General features: G+C 70.3%; 14 protein-coding genes. 6 read left to right on the plus strand and 8 right to left on the minus strand.

The features are described from left to right. Positions 1-7: 7 nt before the first annotated feature. Positions 8-1,159 (minus strand): condensation domain-containing protein, encoded by a 1,152-nt coding sequence (locus tag ABT369_RS17000; RefSeq protein WP_350612870.1) that lies wholly within the window; start codon positions 1,157-1,159, stop codon positions 8-10. A 76-nt stretch (positions 1,160-1,235) separates the two neighbouring features. Then, positions 1,236-1,391 (minus strand): hypothetical protein, encoded by a 156-nt coding sequence (locus ABT369_RS17005; protein ID WP_350612871.1) that lies wholly within the window; start codon positions 1,389-1,391, stop codon positions 1,236-1,238. Positions 1,392-2,078: 687 nt separating this feature from the next. Between ABT369_RS17005 and ABT369_RS17010 the strand changes: the two genes are divergently transcribed. From ABT369_RS17010 to ABT369_RS17020, 3 genes are all read left to right on the plus strand, one after another. Beyond that, positions 2,079-4,520 carry an alpha/beta hydrolase family protein gene (locus ABT369_RS17010; RefSeq protein ID WP_350612872.1) on the plus strand — a complete coding sequence of 814 codons (2,442 nt, stop codon included), beginning with the start codon at positions 2,079-2,081 and terminating at the stop codon, positions 4,518-4,520. Positions 4,521-4,594: 74 nt separating this feature from the next. Then, complete coding sequence (locus ABT369_RS17015) at positions 4,595-4,846, plus strand: hypothetical protein (RefSeq protein ID WP_350612873.1); 252 nt, start codon at positions 4,595-4,597, stop codon at positions 4,844-4,846. 41 nt (positions 4,847-4,887) lie between these two features. Next, positions 4,888-5,637 (plus strand): metallophosphoesterase, encoded by a 750-nt coding sequence (locus ABT369_RS17020; protein ID WP_350612875.1) that lies wholly within the window; start codon positions 4,888-4,890, stop codon positions 5,635-5,637. A gap of 173 nt (positions 5,638-5,810) precedes the next feature. Here the strand turns inward: ABT369_RS17020 and ABT369_RS17025 are convergent, their stop codons facing one another. Next, complete coding sequence (locus tag ABT369_RS17025) at positions 5,811-6,761, minus strand: LysR family transcriptional regulator (RefSeq protein ID WP_350612876.1); 951 nt, start codon at positions 6,759-6,761, stop codon at positions 5,811-5,813. Between the two features lie 120 nt (positions 6,762-6,881). Between ABT369_RS17025 and ABT369_RS17030 the strand changes: the two genes are divergently transcribed. Continuing rightward, positions 6,882-8,180, plus strand: coding sequence for an MFS transporter (locus ABT369_RS17030; RefSeq protein ID WP_350612878.1), 1,299 nt, complete (start codon positions 6,882-6,884; stop codon positions 8,178-8,180). Beyond that, positions 8,161-8,748 (plus strand): isochorismatase family protein, encoded by a 588-nt coding sequence (locus ABT369_RS17035; RefSeq protein WP_350612880.1) that lies wholly within the window; start codon positions 8,161-8,163, stop codon positions 8,746-8,748. Before ABT369_RS17030 ends, ABT369_RS17035 begins: the two co-directional genes overlap by 20 nt. 196 nt (positions 8,749-8,944) lie before the next feature. On the opposite strand, the gene ABT369_RS17040 is transcribed toward ABT369_RS17035, so the two are convergent. Then, a complete protein-coding gene (locus ABT369_RS17040; protein WP_350612881.1) occupies positions 8,945-9,565 on the minus strand; it encodes a winged helix-turn-helix transcriptional regulator in 621 nt (206 codons plus the stop codon). A gap of 52 nt (positions 9,566-9,617) precedes the next feature. On the opposite strand from ABT369_RS17040, the gene ABT369_RS17045 reads away from it, so the two are divergent. After that, positions 9,618-10,295, plus strand: coding sequence for an alpha/beta fold hydrolase (locus ABT369_RS17045; RefSeq protein WP_350612883.1), 678 nt, complete (start codon positions 9,618-9,620; stop codon positions 10,293-10,295). Positions 10,296-10,419: 124 nt separating this feature from the next. On the opposite strand, the gene ABT369_RS17050 is transcribed toward ABT369_RS17045, so the two are convergent. From ABT369_RS17050 to ABT369_RS17065, 4 genes are all read right to left on the minus strand, one after another. Next, positions 10,420-13,896, minus strand: coding sequence for a PxKF domain-containing protein (locus ABT369_RS17050; RefSeq protein ID WP_350612885.1), 3,477 nt, complete (start codon positions 13,894-13,896; stop codon positions 10,420-10,422). Between the two features lie 168 nt (positions 13,897-14,064). Continuing rightward, positions 14,065-14,985 (minus strand): carbohydrate ABC transporter permease, encoded by a 921-nt coding sequence (locus ABT369_RS17055; protein ID WP_350612886.1) that lies wholly within the window; start codon positions 14,983-14,985, stop codon positions 14,065-14,067. Next, on the minus strand, positions 14,982-15,881 hold the full coding sequence (locus ABT369_RS17060; RefSeq protein WP_350612888.1) for a carbohydrate ABC transporter permease: 900 nt from the start codon (positions 15,879-15,881) through the stop codon (positions 14,982-14,984). Before ABT369_RS17060 ends, ABT369_RS17055 begins: the two co-directional genes overlap by 4 nt. A gap of 78 nt (positions 15,882-15,959) precedes the next feature. Continuing rightward, complete coding sequence (locus ABT369_RS17065) at positions 15,960-17,249, minus strand: ABC transporter substrate-binding protein (RefSeq protein ID WP_350612890.1); 1,290 nt, start codon at positions 17,247-17,249, stop codon at positions 15,960-15,962. Positions 17,250-17,287 lie beyond the last annotated feature (38 nt).

Here is a 17,287-nt window from a genome sequence, read left to right on the forward strand (position 1 = left end):
TGAGCCGTCAGACCACCGACTCCATCTCCCGGGCGAGCGCCGCGACGGTACCGGGTGCGAAACAGGCCGTGTCCACGTCGAAGAGCAGCCGCACGGCCCCGGGCACGCTGTCCACGTGCAGGAACAGGGGCTCGGTCGGGCCCGCAGGAGCCGCGGACGGCGGGTCGGTGAGCGCGAGCGCGCGGCGGTCGTTGAAGCAGGGGGTCTGCGGAGAGGGCACCCGGTCCGGGTCGTAGTAGGCGTACTTGCGGGCCGGGAGGGCGGCCCGGGCCACCGCCGCCACCGCGTCCGGGAACGACGGGGGCACGTCCAGCGCGCACAGGCCGAACTGGGTCAGGGGTGTGACCACATCGGACAGTCCACTTCGGAACCGGTTGGACACCACCTGCCGGACCGCGATCGTCGCGCGGCCCGTCACCCGGGCCAGGGCCGCGAAGTATGCCGCGAGCAGGACCGTCGACTCGTCGGTGCCCAGGCGGGCGGCGGCCCCGGGCAGGCGGGCCGACAGACGGGCGGAGTCGTGCAGGCATCGCTGGTACCGCTGCAGCATTGCGCGGCTCGTGAACGGCACCAGGCCGCCGGCGTGGCGGTCCCAGTGGCGCCGGGCCGCCGCGTGCTGCCGTTCGCCCGGCGGCGACGCCTGCCACGCCGCGATGTCCAGCGGCTGCGGGCCCGCCGGCGGCGACGCGACGCGGCGGGCCGACTCGCCGAGCATGACGGCCGCGCCCAGCCCGTCCGTGACCAGGTGCGGCATCACCGCGACCAGGTGCGCCGGCCGGCCCCGGTCGCAGATCACCGCCATGCGCAGGGGCCAGTCGGCGGCGAGGTCGGGCGCGGCCGCGCGGTATGCGGCCTCGACGGCCGCGGCAGCCTCCATCCCGCCGTCGGGGAAGACCTCGAGCACGGCGACCCCGTCCGCGGCGACCTGCTGGCGGCCGTCGGCGATGCGGGTGCGCATCGACTGCCATCGTTCCATCGTGTACCGCAGCTGCGCCGCCACGTCCGCGACGGTCGTACCGGCCGCGACGGGCCGGTGCCCGCCCATCGGCAGCCACGAGTGCTCCCGCGCCATGGCCTGCAGCATCGCCTGCTGCCCCCAGGTCAGGGCGGACGAACCGGATCCGGCGCCCGAGAACGGCACCGCGATGCGAGAAGACATCCGCACAGGGTCGGGATCGCGGACCCCCGCGACAAGCCTTGCGGCGAGCGAATGCGGTCGATATGTTCGAGGGTTCTCAGGTGGCCGGGCGCACCAGGCCGGACTCGTAGGCGAGGACCACGGCCTGGACGCGGTCGCGCAGGCCGGGGTCCGCGCCGCCGGCGACCACGCCACGGCTGCCACCCCGACGCGACGGCGAAGGGATGAGCGGCATCCCCACCTCGTTTCCCACGCGGACCACCCCCGCCAGGGCGGACCGGCGAGCCCGCCCGGTTCGCCACCCGCAAGGCCGCGGCCTGACGCAACTGCCAGGGCCGGGCCGGTCCTCGGCGCGTCTCCTTGTCCGCGGTGCGTTCGCGCGTGCCCGGTGGGCGACATGCGGGGCTGCTGGAGGTGTCTGCGGACGGCGTCGAGCGGGCCGGCCAGGAGATCGGCGAAGCCGAGTTCGCCTGCGCCGATGAGGGTCGCGTTGTCCGCCGGCGCGGCGCCGACTTCGTCGTCCGGTGCGCGGCGGTGACGGTGACCCGGGAGGGCGCGGACCCGCCGCGGCGGAGCGCGCTCGGCTTACGGCTCGCCTTCGGCCACGACATGCACCGCCACGCCCGTTCAATGCGACAGGGTCGCCATAAGAAGCGGAACGCACGGCATCTGCGTTACCCGCCTGAGGCATTCTTCCGAGCCTGGCCACGCCGATTTTCGGCAAGCCGGACGAAATGCCGTGCGCGGACTCACACCCTTTCCCGAAAAGCCGTGTCACCTGGCGTTTCGCCACCCGGCTATTTCTCTCAATGCTGGGTACAGGAAACAATTCCGTGCCCTTCGGTAACCGTTCCGTAGCATCGATGGCGGCATTCTGGAACACCGCATTCGTACGTTCCTTCGCGCACTGAAGCATTTCAGTGCGTGAAGGAGAGCGCATATGTTTCGTTTCGCCCCGTCACCGGGTCGACGCCGACTGGCGGCCGCGGTCCCGGTCGCGATCCTCGCCGGCTGCATCGCCGCATCCGGCCTCATGGTCACGCCCGCCGGCGCCGAACCCGGCGACGAGACCGTGAACACCAACGGCTTCACCGTCGAGAATCTCGCGGACGGCGGCGCACGGGTGTCGCTGCGCCTCGACGAGCCGCTGCCGGTCCGCGACGCGGTGCCGGAGCTCGCCGTCGACGGACGCGTCATCGGTGCCGCCAAGGAGTCCGCCGACGGTCTCACCCTCACCGTGGAGACCACCGACAGCAGCGTGGCCGACGCCAAGCGCGTCGACGTCGCCTGGAACGGCGTGGTGCCCGGCTCCCAGGCGGCGCCGCCGAAGTCCGCCGCCGCGCCCACCACCCCGAAGGGGCTGGCCCGCAAGCAGCTGTACACCGACCCCGCCCAGCCGGGGCCGTTCCAGGTGGAGCGGCTCGACTACGACCTCGGCGACACCGCCACGACCCTGTCGGGCCTCAGTGACCTGCCCGTCGAGCTCCGCGCCGCGGTCTACGCGCCGGCCGGGGCGAAGGGCGCCCGTCCGGTCGTGATCTTCCTGCACGGCCGGCACTCGGCGTGCTACAACCCGGCCACCCGGCAGACCAACAACACCAACTGGCCGTGCGCGACGGGCTTCCAGCCCATCGACAGCTACCTCGGTTACACGGAGACCGCGCAGGCCCTGGCGACGCACGGGTACGTCGTCGTGTCCGTCAGCGCCGACGGCATCAACGCCAAGGACGCGAGCTTCACCGACGACAACGGCGCCCTGGCCCGCGGTCAGCTGGTCATGGACCACCTCGACCTGCTCGCGAAGTGGAACGCCGAAACCGGCCCGGCCAAGCACCCGCTGGCCGGCCGGCTGGACCTGACCAACGTCGGCCTGATGGGGCACTCGCGGGGCGGTGAGGGCGTGGTCGAGGCCGCGCTGCTCAACGCCGACCGGGCGCACCCCTACGGCATCCGCGCCGTCCTGCCGCTCGCCCCGGTCGACTTCGGCCGGCCGACGCTGCCCGACGTGCCGATGCTGGTGATGCTGCCGTACTGCGACGGCGACGTCTCCAACCAGCAGGGGCAGCACTTCTACGACGACACCCGCTACTCGGTGCGGGACGACGTGCTGCGCTCCTCCCTCATGGTCATGGGAGCCGACCACAACTTCTTCAACACCGAGTGGACGCCGGGCGTTTCCGTCGCGCCTTCGAGCGACGACTGGTCGGCCTCCACCGACGGGGTCTGCGGCAGCAGCGCCCCGACCCGGCTGACGAGCGCCGAGCAGCGCGCCGTCGGCACCGCGTACATGGCCGGCTTCTTCCGGCTCGTGCAGGGCGGGGAGACGGCGTTCCTGCCGCTCTTCGACGGCACGAACGGCACCGTCCCCTCGACCGGTCGCGCCGTGGTGTACGCGCAGGCACAGCAGCCCGGTTCGCGCCGGCTGGACCTCGCGCCGCTGGAGCACGCGGCCGGCAACGTATCGATCTCCGGCTTCGACCTGGGCGCGTACTGCTACAGCGTGGCGGCGCGCGTGCGGCCCGGCGACACGCCGTGCTCGTCGACCACCGCGACGTCCAAGGTCCCGCACTGGACGCCGGCGACGTTCGCCCCGTCGGTGCCGATCAGCCCGCTGCTGCGGCTGCAGTGGAGCGCGTCCTCGGTGAACCCCGAGGTGCGGGTGGCCCTCGGGCCGGCCGACGCGAACATCACGAAGTACGACGCGCTGACCTTCCGGGTCGCCCGAGACGACTCGGCGGACGGCGACGTCGACCTCGACGTCACGCTGGTGGACCGCGACGGCGGCTCGGCGACCGTGCGCGTCGGGGACGTCAGCCCGGCGCTCACCCGCTTCCCGTCGTCGACGAACACCACGAACGGCATCAACCTGCTGGGCAAGACCTGGTTGCGTACCGTCCGGGTGCCGCTCGCCTCGCTGTCCGGCGTGAACCTGCGCAACGTCCGCTCCCTCAGCGTGCGCCCGGCCACCGCGACGGGTGGCGCGTACCTGTCCGACATCGCGTTCGACACGCCCGGCGTCGGCGGCGGCGTCGCCACTCCGGCCGTGCAGGTCAGCATCGCCGACGCGACGGTGCAGGAGGGCAACGGCCCGGGCGTCGCGACGATGCGGCTGACCCTGAGCGGCAAGCTCAAGCAGGACGCGACGATCCAGGTGCAGACGGCGGCGAGCGGCTCCGCCACGGCGGGGCAGGTGGCGCTCGGGTCGTTCCCGGTCACGCTGCCCAAGGGCGCGACCGCCGCGACGGTCGAGGTGCCGATCGTCGGCAACACGGTCGTCAACACCGCATCGCTGCGGTACAAGATCACCATCTCGGCACCCACCGGCGCCGTGATCGGTGACGGCTTCGCGTGGCTGACGGTGCTCGACGACGACACAGCCTGAACCACAAGAGGGGGCGTGGCCGGCGACACCGCCGGTCGCGCCCCCGTGCGTGGCTCGAACCCGGCACCGGCGTCGTGCCCCATCCAAGCCCGGGCGGCACACCGGACTGCATCACCGACGTCGACCCCAACGGCGGGCTGCACCGGGACTCCGACAAGGCCGCCGACGTGACGGGCGCCGTCGGGGCCGGGGTCATCACCGCCGGCGCGTCGGCGGTGGCCCGGGCGATGACCGAGGCCGAGATCCGCGCCGCGTCGGCGAGGTGGTGTGCCGCGGCAGCTTCGACTGGAGCCTGCGCCGCCGCTGAGATCCGGCCCGTCACCTGACCGCGCTACGGTCGTCGCCAGCGCATACGACAGGGAGTGCCATGGCGAGCATCGCGGTCATCGGTGACGTCGGCGGCTGCGCGAAGCAGCTCGCGGACGCCGTCGAGGGGCTCGAGGACCCCGACACGGTGGTGATCCAGGTCGGCGACCTCGTCGACCGCGGCCCGGACAGCCCCGGCGTGCTGTCCTACGTGGCCGGCCGCCTCGACCGCGGCTCGTGGGTGCAGCTGGTGGGCAACCACGACGCGCAATACCTCGGCCTCCCGCCGTTCTGGCCCGAGCGGCTCGCCGACGCCGACGCGGCCCGCCTGCGCGAGTGGTGGCTGCGCGAGCGGCTGCGGGTCGCGGCCGCGGTGCGCACCGCCGACGGCGAGGAGCTGCTCGTCACCCACGCCGGGCTCACGCCGTGGGCGTGGCGGGAGCTGGGCGCGCCGGTCACCGCCGCCACCGCCGCCGCGCTGCTCAACACCCGGCCGGAGCCGCTGCTGTGGCACGACGACGGGCCGCTGTGGGCCGAGGCACCGACGAAGCTGTACCCGGCGTGGCTGGAGTCCGGCCCGCCGATGCCCTTCTCGCAGGTCCACGGCCACTCCACGGTCGTGGACTACGACCGGCGGACCTGGCTTTGCCGCGAGCGCGTCCGGGACCGCACGAGCGTGGACTGGGACGCCCGGCATACCGTCACGCGGGCCGGCGGCGCCCGGTTCATCGCCGTCGACCCGCGTCACGGCCGGCACGGCGCCCCGTCGTGGTCCCCGCTGATCCTGCGCGACGCCGCGCTGCTGGACTGAGATCGCCGGCCGTCTACACCCGGCTGGTCTCGCGGGCCGCTCCAACCCGCACCGGGCGGTGGCCAGGACCGGTGCGCAACAGCGTGTGTGGCGAACGACCGAAGCGAGTGCGACTGAGGCGAAGTTGAACGTCCTGGCGCCAGTCGGCCGGATTGCGTACCTGGTCAGTGAACTCATGACGTTGGGTCTGCATGCTGTGCCCACTTCGGCATCCACACCTTCTCGTCGGGTGTGCCGACTCGTCTGGAGCTGAGGTGGTCGCGAAGTTCGCTGAGCGCGGGATGCGGGTTGTCGTCGCGCCAGATCAGTGACATCGGGTAGATCGGTGCCGGGTCGCGCACCGGTATGCGGCGTAGGTCGTAGCTGTCCGGCCACAGATATCGCGTGCGTTCCCCGGCCAACGTCGCCAGTTCCGCGGAGTCGGCGATCTCGGCCAGCAGTACCTCGTTTCCGAAGACCGGCCCGACCCGGTCGATGGTGAGGCCGAACGCGACGGCGAGTTCGTCGTAGTAGGCGGCCCATTCGGTGCCGGGAGCCATGCCGGGCATCCAGATGCGGTGTTCGGCGAGTTGTGCGGGCGTGACGGCGCGGGCGTTGGCGAGCGCATGGCGTGGCCCGACGAGGATCTCGTGGTGTTCGTCGATCACGCGGGCGGTCCTGATCGCGCCCGGCAGTTGGTGCGCGGGAACGGTGACGGCGTGGAAGGTGGCGTCGATCGTCCCTGCCTCGACGGCGGCGGTCGCGGCCTGGACGTCGGCGTCGAGGGTCACGACATCCAGCTCGATCCGCGGATGCGCACGGTGGAAGTCCTGCAGCAGTACCGCCGGTGCAGTCCGTCGACTGTGGACGTCGACGCGCAGGGCGCGCCGACCGGGGCGCACGGATGCGTCGGCGCGCGCTTCCACCCGGAGCAGTTCACGGGCGTGGGGCAGGAATGCCTGGCCGTCGATCGTGAGCCGGGCGCCGCGGGCCGTGCGGGTGAACAGCCGTACCTCCAAGTCTTTCTCCAGTGCGGCGATGCGCTTGGACACGGCCTGCTGGGTGATCGACAGCGCGGCGGCGGCGTCCTGGAACTGGCCGGCATCCGCGGCGGCGACGAAGGTACGCACGGCGTCGAGATCCACGCACCGAACCCTACTCCTACAACATTTGATTGTGGCTCACCGGAGGTGCGGTTGTTTGATCTGCCCTTTCAGGTCTTGCTTTGATCGCAGCGGTCAACGACGAGTTGTTCATAGCGGGAGGTGTGGGGCTTGGCGGCGAGACGATCCCTCGGTCGGCAGTTCGGATGGTTGTGGGCGGCGTACGCGGTCAGCGCCTATGGCTCTGGACTGGGATTCGGTGCCCTGCCGCTGGTCGCCGTGCTGGTACTGCATGCCAGCCCCGCTCAGGTGTCCGCACTCTCCGCGGTGGGGCCGGCAGTTGGCGCACTCATCGCGTTGCCGCTCGGGCCGTGGGTGGAGTTTCACCGCAAGCGGCCGGTGATGATCGCGATGGACCTGGCCCGGTTCGCGGTCATGCTGACGATCCCGGTCGCCTACGCCCTCGGCCGGCTCACCTTCGTCCAGTTGCTCGTCGTCTCGGCCGTGGTCGCCGCGGCCAAGATCGCCTTCAACGCGGCGAGCGGCACCTACCTCAAGGCCCTGGTCCGGCCGGACGATCTGCTCGTGGCCAACGCGCGGTTCGAGTCGACGACGTGGAGCTCCATCGCGATCGGGCCGCCGCTGGGCGGCGCGGCGGTCGGCCTGTTCGGGCCGGTGACCACCGTGGTGGCCGACGCGCTCAGCTACCTGTTCTCCGCGCTGGGCATCACGGCGATCCCCGGCCGAGAAGAACACCCGCGGCGCACCGGCAAGCACCGGGTCCGGACCGGCGAGTTGCTGGACGGCTGGCGGCACCTCCTGACCCATCCCGGCCTGCGGGCGCTCTACCTCAACCAGCTGCTCGTCGGCGGACTGATCATGGCCACCGAGCCGCTGTTGGCCGTGCTGATGCTCGGCGAGCTCGACTTCCCACCCTGGCAGTACGGCCTCGCCTTCGCCGCGCCCTGCGTCGGCGGACTCATCGGCTCACGCCTGGCCCCTCGTGTCGTGGCCCGGTACGGCCAACACCGGATCCTCCGTACCGTCGGCACGCTGCGCGCGGTCTGGTTGATCGGCCTCGCCTTCGTCCAGCCCGGAATCGCCGGCCTTACGACGGTGATCGCGGTCGAACTGGCGATCATCATCAGCATGAGCCTGTACAACCCGGTGCTCGCCACCTACCGACTTGAGCACACCCCCAAAGACCGCACGGCCCGCACCCTGTCGGCCTGGTCGATCAGCAGCAGCGCCTCTATCGCCATCCTCAGCGCGCTCGGCGGCCTGCTCGCCGAAGCCACCAGCCCGCGTACCGCCCTCACGATCGCGGGACTGCTCATCCTCGCCAGCCCTCTGCTGCTACCTCGCCGCCCGGGTCCCGGAGCTGTACCAGACCCTGAGCCGGCAACAGCCCATGCCGCCGATGCAGAAAAAGGAACAACTCATGACTATCACCGCACTTGACCCGTCCAGCGCACTGGTCATCATCGACCTGCAGAACGCCGTCGTCGGCGCTCCCGTGGTCCCCTACACCGGCCCCGAGGTGGTAGCCCGAGCGGTCGATCTGGCCCGCGCCTTCCACGAACACCGCGCCCCGGTCGTCCTGGTCCGGGTCACGGCCCGCGCGGACGGATCAGATGCTGCTCCGGGCCGCACCGAGACCCCCAGCCGGCCCGGCTCCTTGCCCGGAGGCTGGGATGCCATCGTCGATGACCTCGCCGGCCACTCCGACGACATCACGGTGACCAAGCGCACCTGGGGCGCCTTCTACGGCACCGATCTCGACCTGCAACTGCGCCGCCGCGGCGTCACACAGATCGTGCTGGCCGGGCTCACCACCAGCATCGGCGTGGAGTCCACCGCCCGCGCCGCCTACGAACACGGTTACCACGTCACACTCGCGACGGACGCCATGGCCGACCTGGACCTGGAGGCCCACCGCAACAGCATTCAACGGATCTTCCCTCTCCTCGGCCAGACCGGCTCCACCACCGAGATCGTTGAAATGCTCGCCAAGGCCCGCACCACGTGACTTCACCAACGATCAGCAAGCCGCGTACTCGAACAGGTGGAACCCCGTCGCCGAGAACCCCATAGACATGGCGCCAGCATGCAGGGTTGACGCTGCGTCAAGGTCAAGCCCTCGGGAGTGGGCAGTCTGGTCACGCTCCCGGAAACGGCGTCAATGTGCGGGGCCTGGCGTCAGCCTGGCCCTTCCTGCGTGCAGCTCAGCTGGCCGTGGGGCGGGGGAACAGGCGCAGGAAGGCCGCCGCCGTGGAAGGGTCGCCGCGCACCTCGTCGTCGTCGAGCGCGGCGCCGGTGAAGAGTGCCGCGCGCAGCCGCGAGGCCGTGCTGCTGATCGCCGCGCCGGCTTCCGCAGCGGTACGCCGAGCGATCGTCAGCCGTCCGCCGCGGACCTCGGCGGTGAGCTCGTCGCCGTCGATGGTGAGGGCGATCGTGAGGTCGCCGTCGTGGCCGGCGAACGTGCTGCGCATCGCCATGACGAGTGCGTCGACGCTGAGCTCCTCGTCCGACGTGAGCGGGCGGCGGCTGCCCCAGTTCGACAGGGCGAGCAGGACCGGGTCCAGCGCCCGGCCCTGCTCGGTCAGCTCGTAGACGGCCGCGCCCACCGGCGGGCCGAGCCGCCGCCGGGTCAGCACGCCGGCCTCCTCGAGCTCCCCGAGCCGCTGCGTGAGCACGCTCTGGCTGGCCCCGGGCAGGCCGCGGCGCAGGTCGGTGAAGCGCTTCGGGCCGAGCATCAGCTCTCGCACGACGAGCAGCGCCCAGCGCTCGCCGACCAGGTTGAGCGCGCGGGCGATGCCGCACGGATCGTCGTAGACGCGTCGCATGCCGACCATAGTACGGTAGCTAATCCGCACTGCATGGTGCTAAATTCACGCCATGAGCACTTACGCGCTGATCCCGGGGGCTGGCGGCGACGCCTGGTACTGGCATCGCGTCCAGCCCATCCTCGAGGCGGCCGGGCACCGGGCCGTCGCGGTCGAGATCCCCGGCGACGACCCGGCGGCCGGCTGGGAGGAGTACGCGAAGGCCGTCACCGACACGCTCCCGCCCGATCCCGGCGAGCTGGTGGTCGTCGGCCAGTCGATGGGCGGCTTCACCGCGCCGGTCGTGGCCCAGCGCCTCGGTGCCCGGCACATCGTCCTGGTCAACGCGATGATCCCGCGGCCCGGCGAGACCGGCGGCGCCTGGTGGGACAACGTCGGTCAGGGCGACGCGGCCCGCGCCTACGCGATCGAGCAGGGCCGTGACCCCGACGCCGAGTTCGACCTGCGGGAGATCTTCTTGCACGACGTGCCCGCGGACGTCACCGAGCAGGCCATGGCCGGCGGCAAGGAGCAGGCCGACACCCCGTTCGGCCAGCCCTGGCTGCTGAACGCCTGGCCGGACGTCCCGACCACGGTGCTCACCGGCGCCGACGACCGCCTGTTCCCCGCCGACCTGCAGGTGCGGGTGGCCCGCGAGCGGCTGGACCTGCCGGCGACCGTGCTGCCGGGCGGGCACCTGATCGCCCTCGGCCACCCCGAAACCGTGGCCGCCGCACTCCTCGCGGCCTAGCACGGGCAATTCGCTGTACGAGAGCAGCCCGATGAGCGCCGCCAGGTCACGAGCCTGGCAGCTGCGCGGCGCCGGCCACGGAGGGGCTGCGGGAAGCAGCCCCTCCGTGTGCGTCAGTGCGGTGTCACCGGAGCTTGAACAGGGCGGTGATGCTCGACCCGTCCTGGGCCGTGGCGGTCACCGCGTAGCAGGCGCCGGGGGTGGCCGGGGTCTTCCAGTTGTACTGGAACTGGCCGTCGGCGTAGTTCAGCGTCGTGTCACCGGTGGCGAGCGTCTCGATCTCGGCCGTCGGCGCGCCGTCGTCGCAGGTCACCTTCCGGGCGCTCATCGTGACCATGGCCGGGTCGGTCAGCTCGGTGGTGCCGGAGTACACCTGGAACTTCATCGGCACCGTGCTGCCGCCCTTGACCGTGTTGACCACGCCCATCTCGACCGGGCGGTAGAAGCCCCGCACCGTCCACGGCAGCACCGTGTACGTGTGCTCGATCGCGGTCACGTTGCCCGCCGAGTCGGTCGCCGTCGCGGTCAGGGTGTGCGTGCCGACGGCGGTGCTGTAGCCGGTGACGGCGCAGCCGGCCGGGCCGGAGGTGAGGTCGATCGCGGTGCATGCCGGGGCGGCGGGGACCGCGCCGAAGTACACCTCGCCGATGGTGGCGGAGAACGTCACCGCCGGCGCGACCGTGTCGACCTTGACCGTGGCCGACTTCGTCGCCTCGACGTTGCCCGCGGTGTCGGTCGAGCGGTAGTCGACCTGATGGGTCCCCTGGGCGTCGATCGTGACCGGCGAGCCCGGGTAGGCCATCCAGTCGCCGCCGTCGATCCGATACTGCGTGCCGGCCGTGGCGACGTCGTCCTTGGCGTCGAGCGTGAAGGACGGGGCCGTCGTGTACCAGCCGTTGTTGCCGTTCGGCTGCCCGGGCGACCAGGCCAGGGCGGTCGTCGGGGGCACCTCGTCCTTCGAGACCGGGGTTACCGTCCACCGGTCGAAGTCGTAGACGACGCCTTCGCCGCCCACCGACGCGGTGAAGGTGGCGCCCAGCTTGTCCTGCTGCAGCCACGGGGTGTCGAACAGCTTGAACGAGTCGTAACCGATCGGGGTGCCGTTGATCAGGTGCTTGGCCCCCGGGGCCTGGGCGGGGCTGTCGTAGGTGATGTCGAGCGTGTCGCCGTGGATGCTGTGGTATACCAGGCGCGGGTTCTCGTCGCCGACATGGCTGGTGTCCAGGCTCGTCTTCGTGGTGACCGCGGTCGCGAAGGCGTCGAGGTCGGCGTACTCGGACTTGTCCGCGGTATCCAGCACCCAGCCGTTGCGGTCGGCCTGGCTGCGCAGGATGTCGTAGCTGTAGGTGAGCGTCGCCGTCGGGTGGTTCTGCGCCGTCGTCTTCACCTTGTTCGACGGGTCGCTCGGCGTCTGGTGGTACCAGGTCCCGGGCTGCGCCATCTTGAAGGCGAAGTAGGAGGTTCCGGTGTTGACGATCGACCATCCGCCGATGTCGCGCCGCTCGACGATCGAGCCGGTGTCGGGGAACAGCGCGTTGAGGTAGTTCTCGGTCGGGTCCCCGGCCGACTTGAAGACGCCCACGGCCGCGGGACCGTCCTGCATCACCCGGTGCTGGGCCGGATCGTCGTAGGTCCCGATCGGGGCGTTGCCCACGTCGATCGACACGCGGAACACCGATTGCGGGGCGCCGGAGTGCCAGCGCAGCACCATCGGCATGTCTTCGAGCCAGTTGTCGACCCTGCGGTACTGTACCTCGGTGCCCAGCCCCCAGGTGGGGCGGACGTAGGTCGTCCGGTAGATGTCCATCGCGCGACCGCTCGAGTTCTGCAGGTTCGCCTTGTACGAGGTGTAGGACTTGTCGGTCGTCTGGCCGAGCTGCACGGCCAGCGGCGGCGGCGTGTACTTCATCCCCGGCCAGGCCACCAGGCCGGTGTACTCCAGATCCGGGCGGTAGGCCGACGGAGCCAGGTTGTCCGACTCGCCGACGCCCTGCTGCGCCCGGAAGGCGCCGAAGTACGTCCAGGCGAGGACCGAATGGCTGGCGGCGCGCCAGGTCGGGTCGTCGGCGAGGGTCGAGTCGCCCTTGGCCCGGCTCTCCGTGGAGACCCGGTAGCCGTCGATCCAGTCGTTGGCCCACTCGAACCACATGACGTCCATGGCCATCTTGGCCTTCTGCACCAGCTCGGGGTCGTCGGCCCACTGGTAGACGGCGTTGAGCCCGAAGTACGTCATGAAGGTGTACTCGCTGCTCTCGTACTCTGCCCAGCCACGGTGCACGCCGGCGTCGATCATCGCGAGGATGGCGGCCTTGTTGATGGACTTCAGCTGGTCGCCGGAGTTGCCCTTGAGATCGGACACGTCGGGGAGGTACTGGCCGACGAGGTATCCGGTGACGTAGTTGCTCATCCGCAGGTTCTCGGTCTGCGGGAGCGGCCCGTAGGCGTACTGGGCGAAGTAGCTCCGTACGTGGGTGACCATCGCCGGGCTGTACTGGTCGCCGACCATGAGATACCCGTACATCTTTGACAGGGTCTTGTACTGCTCGGCGTCGTAGAGCTGGTACAGCCTGTCGAGCTTGCCGAGGTTCGTGGCTACGTTCTCGTGGTCCCCGAGCTGCGCCACATACGACGCGGTGTTGATGGCTCCTTCCTCCTCCAACATCGCCTTCGTCTTGTCCCACAGCCACTGCGACCGGCTCTGCTGGTCGCCGGGGTACGGTGCGGGCGCGGTGGGTACGTGCGGGCTGGTGGTCACGGCCAGCGGGGCGCTGGGCGCGCTGACATTCCCGCTGGCGTCCTTGGCCCGCACCGTGAACTGATAGGTCGTGGACGGCACGAGGTTGCCGACGACCGCCAGCGTGGTGCCACCTGTGGTGGACGTGACCGGATAGCCGTCGCGGTAGACGTCATAGCCCGTCACGCCGAAGTTGTCGGTTGACGGCGTCCACGTCAAGGAGGCGCTGGTTTCGGACACCTGCCCCTTGGCCAACCCGGTCGGTACGGTCGGCGGCTGATTGTCGATGACCGGATCGGGCAGTTCGACGACCGAGGGGTTGTCGACCACGATCGCCTCGTCGGTGCCGGTGGTGTTGACTCGGACCTGCCAGCCGAGCTCGACCGTGGTGACGAGACGCTGCCCCCCGTTGGGCACGACGGTGAACGTGTACTGCGGGATGTCGGTGTCGCTGACCCGGGACAAGGCACCGGAGGTGTTCTTGTACGCGGCGGTGGTGGTGAGGGTCAGCTGCGGCGGCACCGGGAACCGGGGCACCAGCTTGTTGTCATAGTTGCCGAACGCGATCTGCGCGAAGATGTCCTTCGCGACGGGCTGGTCGCTTGCCGCACTGCGCTTGAGGTCGAACGACAGGCTGAACTGCCTGGCGGGACTGCCGACCGGCTGCTTGTACACGGCGTTGACCGCGTCGATGAGAGCACCGGTGGAGAAGCGGCGGTAGAAGTAGCTGGGGTTTGCCGCCCCCAGGGCTGCGTCACGCAGCTCGAGGGCGCTGTTGCCGTTGACGCTGACGATCTGCTGCCCGGCTCCGCTGGTCGCGCTGGCGATCGAAAGCGGGCTGGTCGGGCCGTTGAACTCGGTGTCCATGTCGCCCGCGAGGAGATTGGCGGGCGGGGAATCGATTGCGGGTGATGCGAACGCGACGCAGGCCGGTGCCGCACGACCAGCGCGGCGGCACACAGGGACGACACCATCCCTCTCAGGATGTTCATGGCTCATCCTTCTCTTTGGGGTGTGCGCATGTGCGGGGGTGTGCTACTTGACCGCCCCCGTGGCCAGTCCTTTGCTCCAGAACGACTGCAGCGACAGGAACATGGCGACGACCGGAATCACCGAGACGAGCGCGCCGGTGACGACGGTGGTGTAGCTGATCGGATAGCCCTGCAGTTCACGCCAGCTGACGAGCCCCACCGTCACCGGTTGGAGCGAGGTGTCGGCCAGCATGAGCGAGGGCAGCAGGAAGTTCGTCCAGATCGCGACGAACTGGAACAGGAAGATCGTGACCATCGCCGGTGCCATCAGCCGCACGCCGATCGTGAAGATGCGAAACTCGCCGGCGCCGTCGAGGCGGCCGGCCTCGATCAGCTGGTCGGGTACCGACGATGCGGCGTAGATCCGGCTGAGATACACGCCGAAGGGGCTGACGATGCTGGGGATGAAGACGGACCAGAAGGTGTTGACGGTTCCGGTGTAGCTGAATACGAGATACAGCGGGATGGCCAGGACGGGCGCGGGCAGCAGGACCGCGGCGAGCACGGTGCCGAAGACCGCCTCGCGCCCCGGGAACGAGAACTTGGCCAGCGCGTACCCGCACATGGACGCCAGCAGCGTGGAGACGAGGCCACCGCCGACGGCGTACAGCAGCGAGTTGAGCAGCCAGCGCGAGTAGATGCCACCCTGGGCTCGGAACAGCGTCTGGACGTTGTCCACCAGCGCAAAGTGGCCGCCGAACCAGAAGCCGTTGCCGGAGAACAGCTCGCCCTGGCCCTTGGTGGCCGAGACGACCAGCCACCAGACGGGGACCAGGAAGTAGACGGCGAACAGCGACATGATCAGCAGCACCAGCAGGCGCGTGGCGGGGTTGACCGTCGTGAGTGGACTCGTCCGGGGCCGTCGCCGCCGCGTTGCTGTGACGACGGGCTCGGTGGGTGCCGGGGTCTGCAGGGTGGTGGTCATGAGTCGACGCTCCGGGCCGATGCGCGGAAGACGAGCACGGACAGCACGCAGATGACGGCGCCGAGCACCACGGACTGCGCGGCCGCGTAGTTGAAGTCGTTGGCCGACAGGGACCGCAGCGCGGCCATGATGGGGGTATAGGTGGACGCCAGGTTCGGCGCCACGGCCTTCATGGTCACCGGCTCGTTGTAGAGCTGGGCCGTGCCGATGATGGAGAAGACCAGTGTCAGCAGCAGGGCCGGCCGGATCAGCGGGACCTTGATCAGCAGCGCGGCCTTCCAGCCGGAGCAGCCGTCGAGGGCGGCGGCCTCCATCGTCTCCTCGGGGATGGCCTGCAGGGCAGAGAAGATCAGGATCGTGTTGTATCCGGTCCAGGCCCAGGTCAGGATGTTCGCGATCGAGAACGGCAGGGCGCCGTCGGTGACGAAGCTGACGTGGATGCCCATCGAGGCGAACAGCCGGGTGATGGGGCTCAGCGTGGGGGCGTACAGGAACGACCACACCAGGGCCGCGATCACGCCGGGCAGCCCGTACGGCAGAAAGTAGGCGACCCGGAAGAACTTGCGCCCCGTAGCCACCGAGGAGTCGATGAGCAGGGCCAGGATGAGCGCGATGCCGAGCATCACGGGCACCTGGATGACGCCGATGAAGGCCACTCGCCCCAGGGAGCCGAGGAACTCCCCGTCGCCGAACACCCGCGTGTAGTTGTCGAGGCCCGCGAAGACGGTCTCGGCGCCGCCGAGGCCGAGGCCCGAGCGTTTCACCGCGAAGAAGCTCTGCGCGATGGAGTAGCCGGCGGGTATCAGGTACACCACCACGAAGAGCACCAGGAACGGCAGGACGAACGGCGCGGCTCGCCGCAGCTCGCGCGCGCGGCCGCGCCGCCGAATCGTCACGTGGGACACGATCAGCCTATCTGTGAAGGACCGGAGGTGCGGGTCGCGGGGACGCCGGGGCGGCGCCCCCGCGAGGCGCTACTTACTGACGGAGAACCCCTGCGCCTGCAGCGCGGAGAGCGTGGACTTCTGCGCCCCGCTCAGTGCGTCCTGGTAGGTGCCGCCCTTGGTGGGCACCTTGCCGAGACCGTCGCCCAGCGACGCCGCCGTGGCGCTCATGACCGGGCCCCACTGCCAGTTGGGATTCACCTTGGGGGCCTCGTCCCGGAACAGCTGGTAGATGGCCTGGCCGCCGTAGTAGCTCTCCGGCTTGTCGAGTGCGGCGTTGGCGAGGCCGGACTTCGAGGCCGGAAGGATGGCCGCGGAGGCGATCAGGTTGGACACGGACTGGTCGTTGGTCGACATCCACAGGGCGAACTCGGTGGCCTGCTTCGGATACTTGCAGCCCTTCATGACGGCCGTGGACGACCCGCCCGAGTTGCCAACGGCGTCGGTGGTGCCCCAGCGGGGCATGGGCGCGACGGACCACTTGCCCGCGGAGTCGCCGGCGTTGTCTCGGATGAGCGAGGCCGACCAGACCGGACCGACCTCGGACCAGACCTCGCCCTTGCTCCACGCGGAGTAGAGCGCCGCATCGAAGGCCGGGTAGGAGGTGACGAGACCCTGGGTGAAGAGTCCCTGCCAGTACTGGCCGACCTCGGCGTTGGCCGCGCTGTCGATGGAGACGGTCCACGAGTCGCCCTTGACCCCGAACCAGGAGGCGCCGTGCTGCCAGGCGAATCCGGAGTACAGGTAGGGGTCGGTGGGCAGGTTCATGATGCGGGCCTGCGGATTGGCGGCCTTCACCGCCGCGGCGGCGGTGGCGAACTCATCCCAGGTCTTCGGGATCGCGATGTTCGCGCTCTTGAACAGGTCGGCCCGGTAGAACATGGCCATCGGCGCGGTGTCGACGGGCACGCCGTACGCGGCGCCGTTGACGCCGACGTTGTTCCACACCCAGTCGGGGAACTCGGACCGCTGCGGCTTGACGTACTGGCTGACGTCCTGCAGTACGCCGGCGGCGAGGAAGGTCGAGAACGTCTCGTAGCCGACCTGGGCCAGGCACGGGGCCGTGCCCGCCTTCGCGGCCGTGAGCATCTTGTCGTAGCCGGTCTGCCCGCCGCTGGGCAGGGCCTCGTACTTCACGTGGATGTCGGGGTGGGACTCGTTCCACAGCGCGACGGACTTGTCGTATCCCGCGGCCCAGCCCCAGAAGGTGACGTCCACCGGGCCGCTGGCCTGCGTCCCCGCGTCGCCGCTGCCGCATCCAGCCAGGGCAACGCCGGCGGCGACCGCGGCCGCGATGAGTCTCGCCGTTCGCTTCACCATGTGTCTCTCGATTCCTATGTAGTCCTGTGTGGACAGTT

This window comes from Dactylosporangium sp. NPDC000244, from assembly GCF_040300725.1.
GTDB lineage: Bacteria > Actinomycetota > Actinomycetes > Mycobacteriales > Micromonosporaceae > Dactylosporangium.

What these genes read in the sequence shown, in the direction of transcription:
- ABT369_RS17035 (WP_350612880.1), top strand. Translation starts at nt 8,161, where the DNA reads ATGACTATCACCGCACTTGACCCGTCCAGCGCACTGGTCATCATCGAC.
- ABT369_RS17045 (WP_350612883.1), top strand. Translation starts at nt 9,618, where the DNA reads ATGAGCACTTACGCGCTGATCCCGGGGGCTGGCGGCGACGCCTGGTAC.
- ABT369_RS17040 (WP_350612881.1), bottom strand. Translation starts at nt 9,565, where the DNA reads ATGCGACGCGTCTACGACGATCCGTGCGGCATCGCCCGCGCGCTCAAC.
- ABT369_RS17010 (WP_350612872.1), top strand. Translation starts at nt 2,079, where the DNA reads ATGTTTCGTTTCGCCCCGTCACCGGGTCGACGCCGACTGGCGGCCGCG.
- ABT369_RS17020 (WP_350612875.1), top strand. Translation starts at nt 4,888, where the DNA reads ATGGCGAGCATCGCGGTCATCGGTGACGTCGGCGGCTGCGCGAAGCAG.
- ABT369_RS17050 (WP_350612885.1), bottom strand. Translation starts at nt 13,896, where the DNA reads ATGGACACCGAGTTCAACGGCCCGACCAGCCCGCTTTCGATCGCCAGC.
- ABT369_RS17000 (WP_350612870.1), bottom strand. Translation starts at nt 1,159, where the DNA reads ATGTCTTCTCGCATCGCGGTGCCGTTCTCGGGCGCCGGATCCGGTTCG.
- ABT369_RS17055 (WP_350612886.1), bottom strand. Translation starts at nt 14,985, where the DNA reads ATGACCACCACCCTGCAGACCCCGGCACCCACCGAGCCCGTCGTCACA.
- ABT369_RS17065 (WP_350612890.1), bottom strand. Translation starts at nt 17,249, where the DNA reads ATGGTGAAGCGAACGGCGAGACTCATCGCGGCCGCGGTCGCCGCCGGC.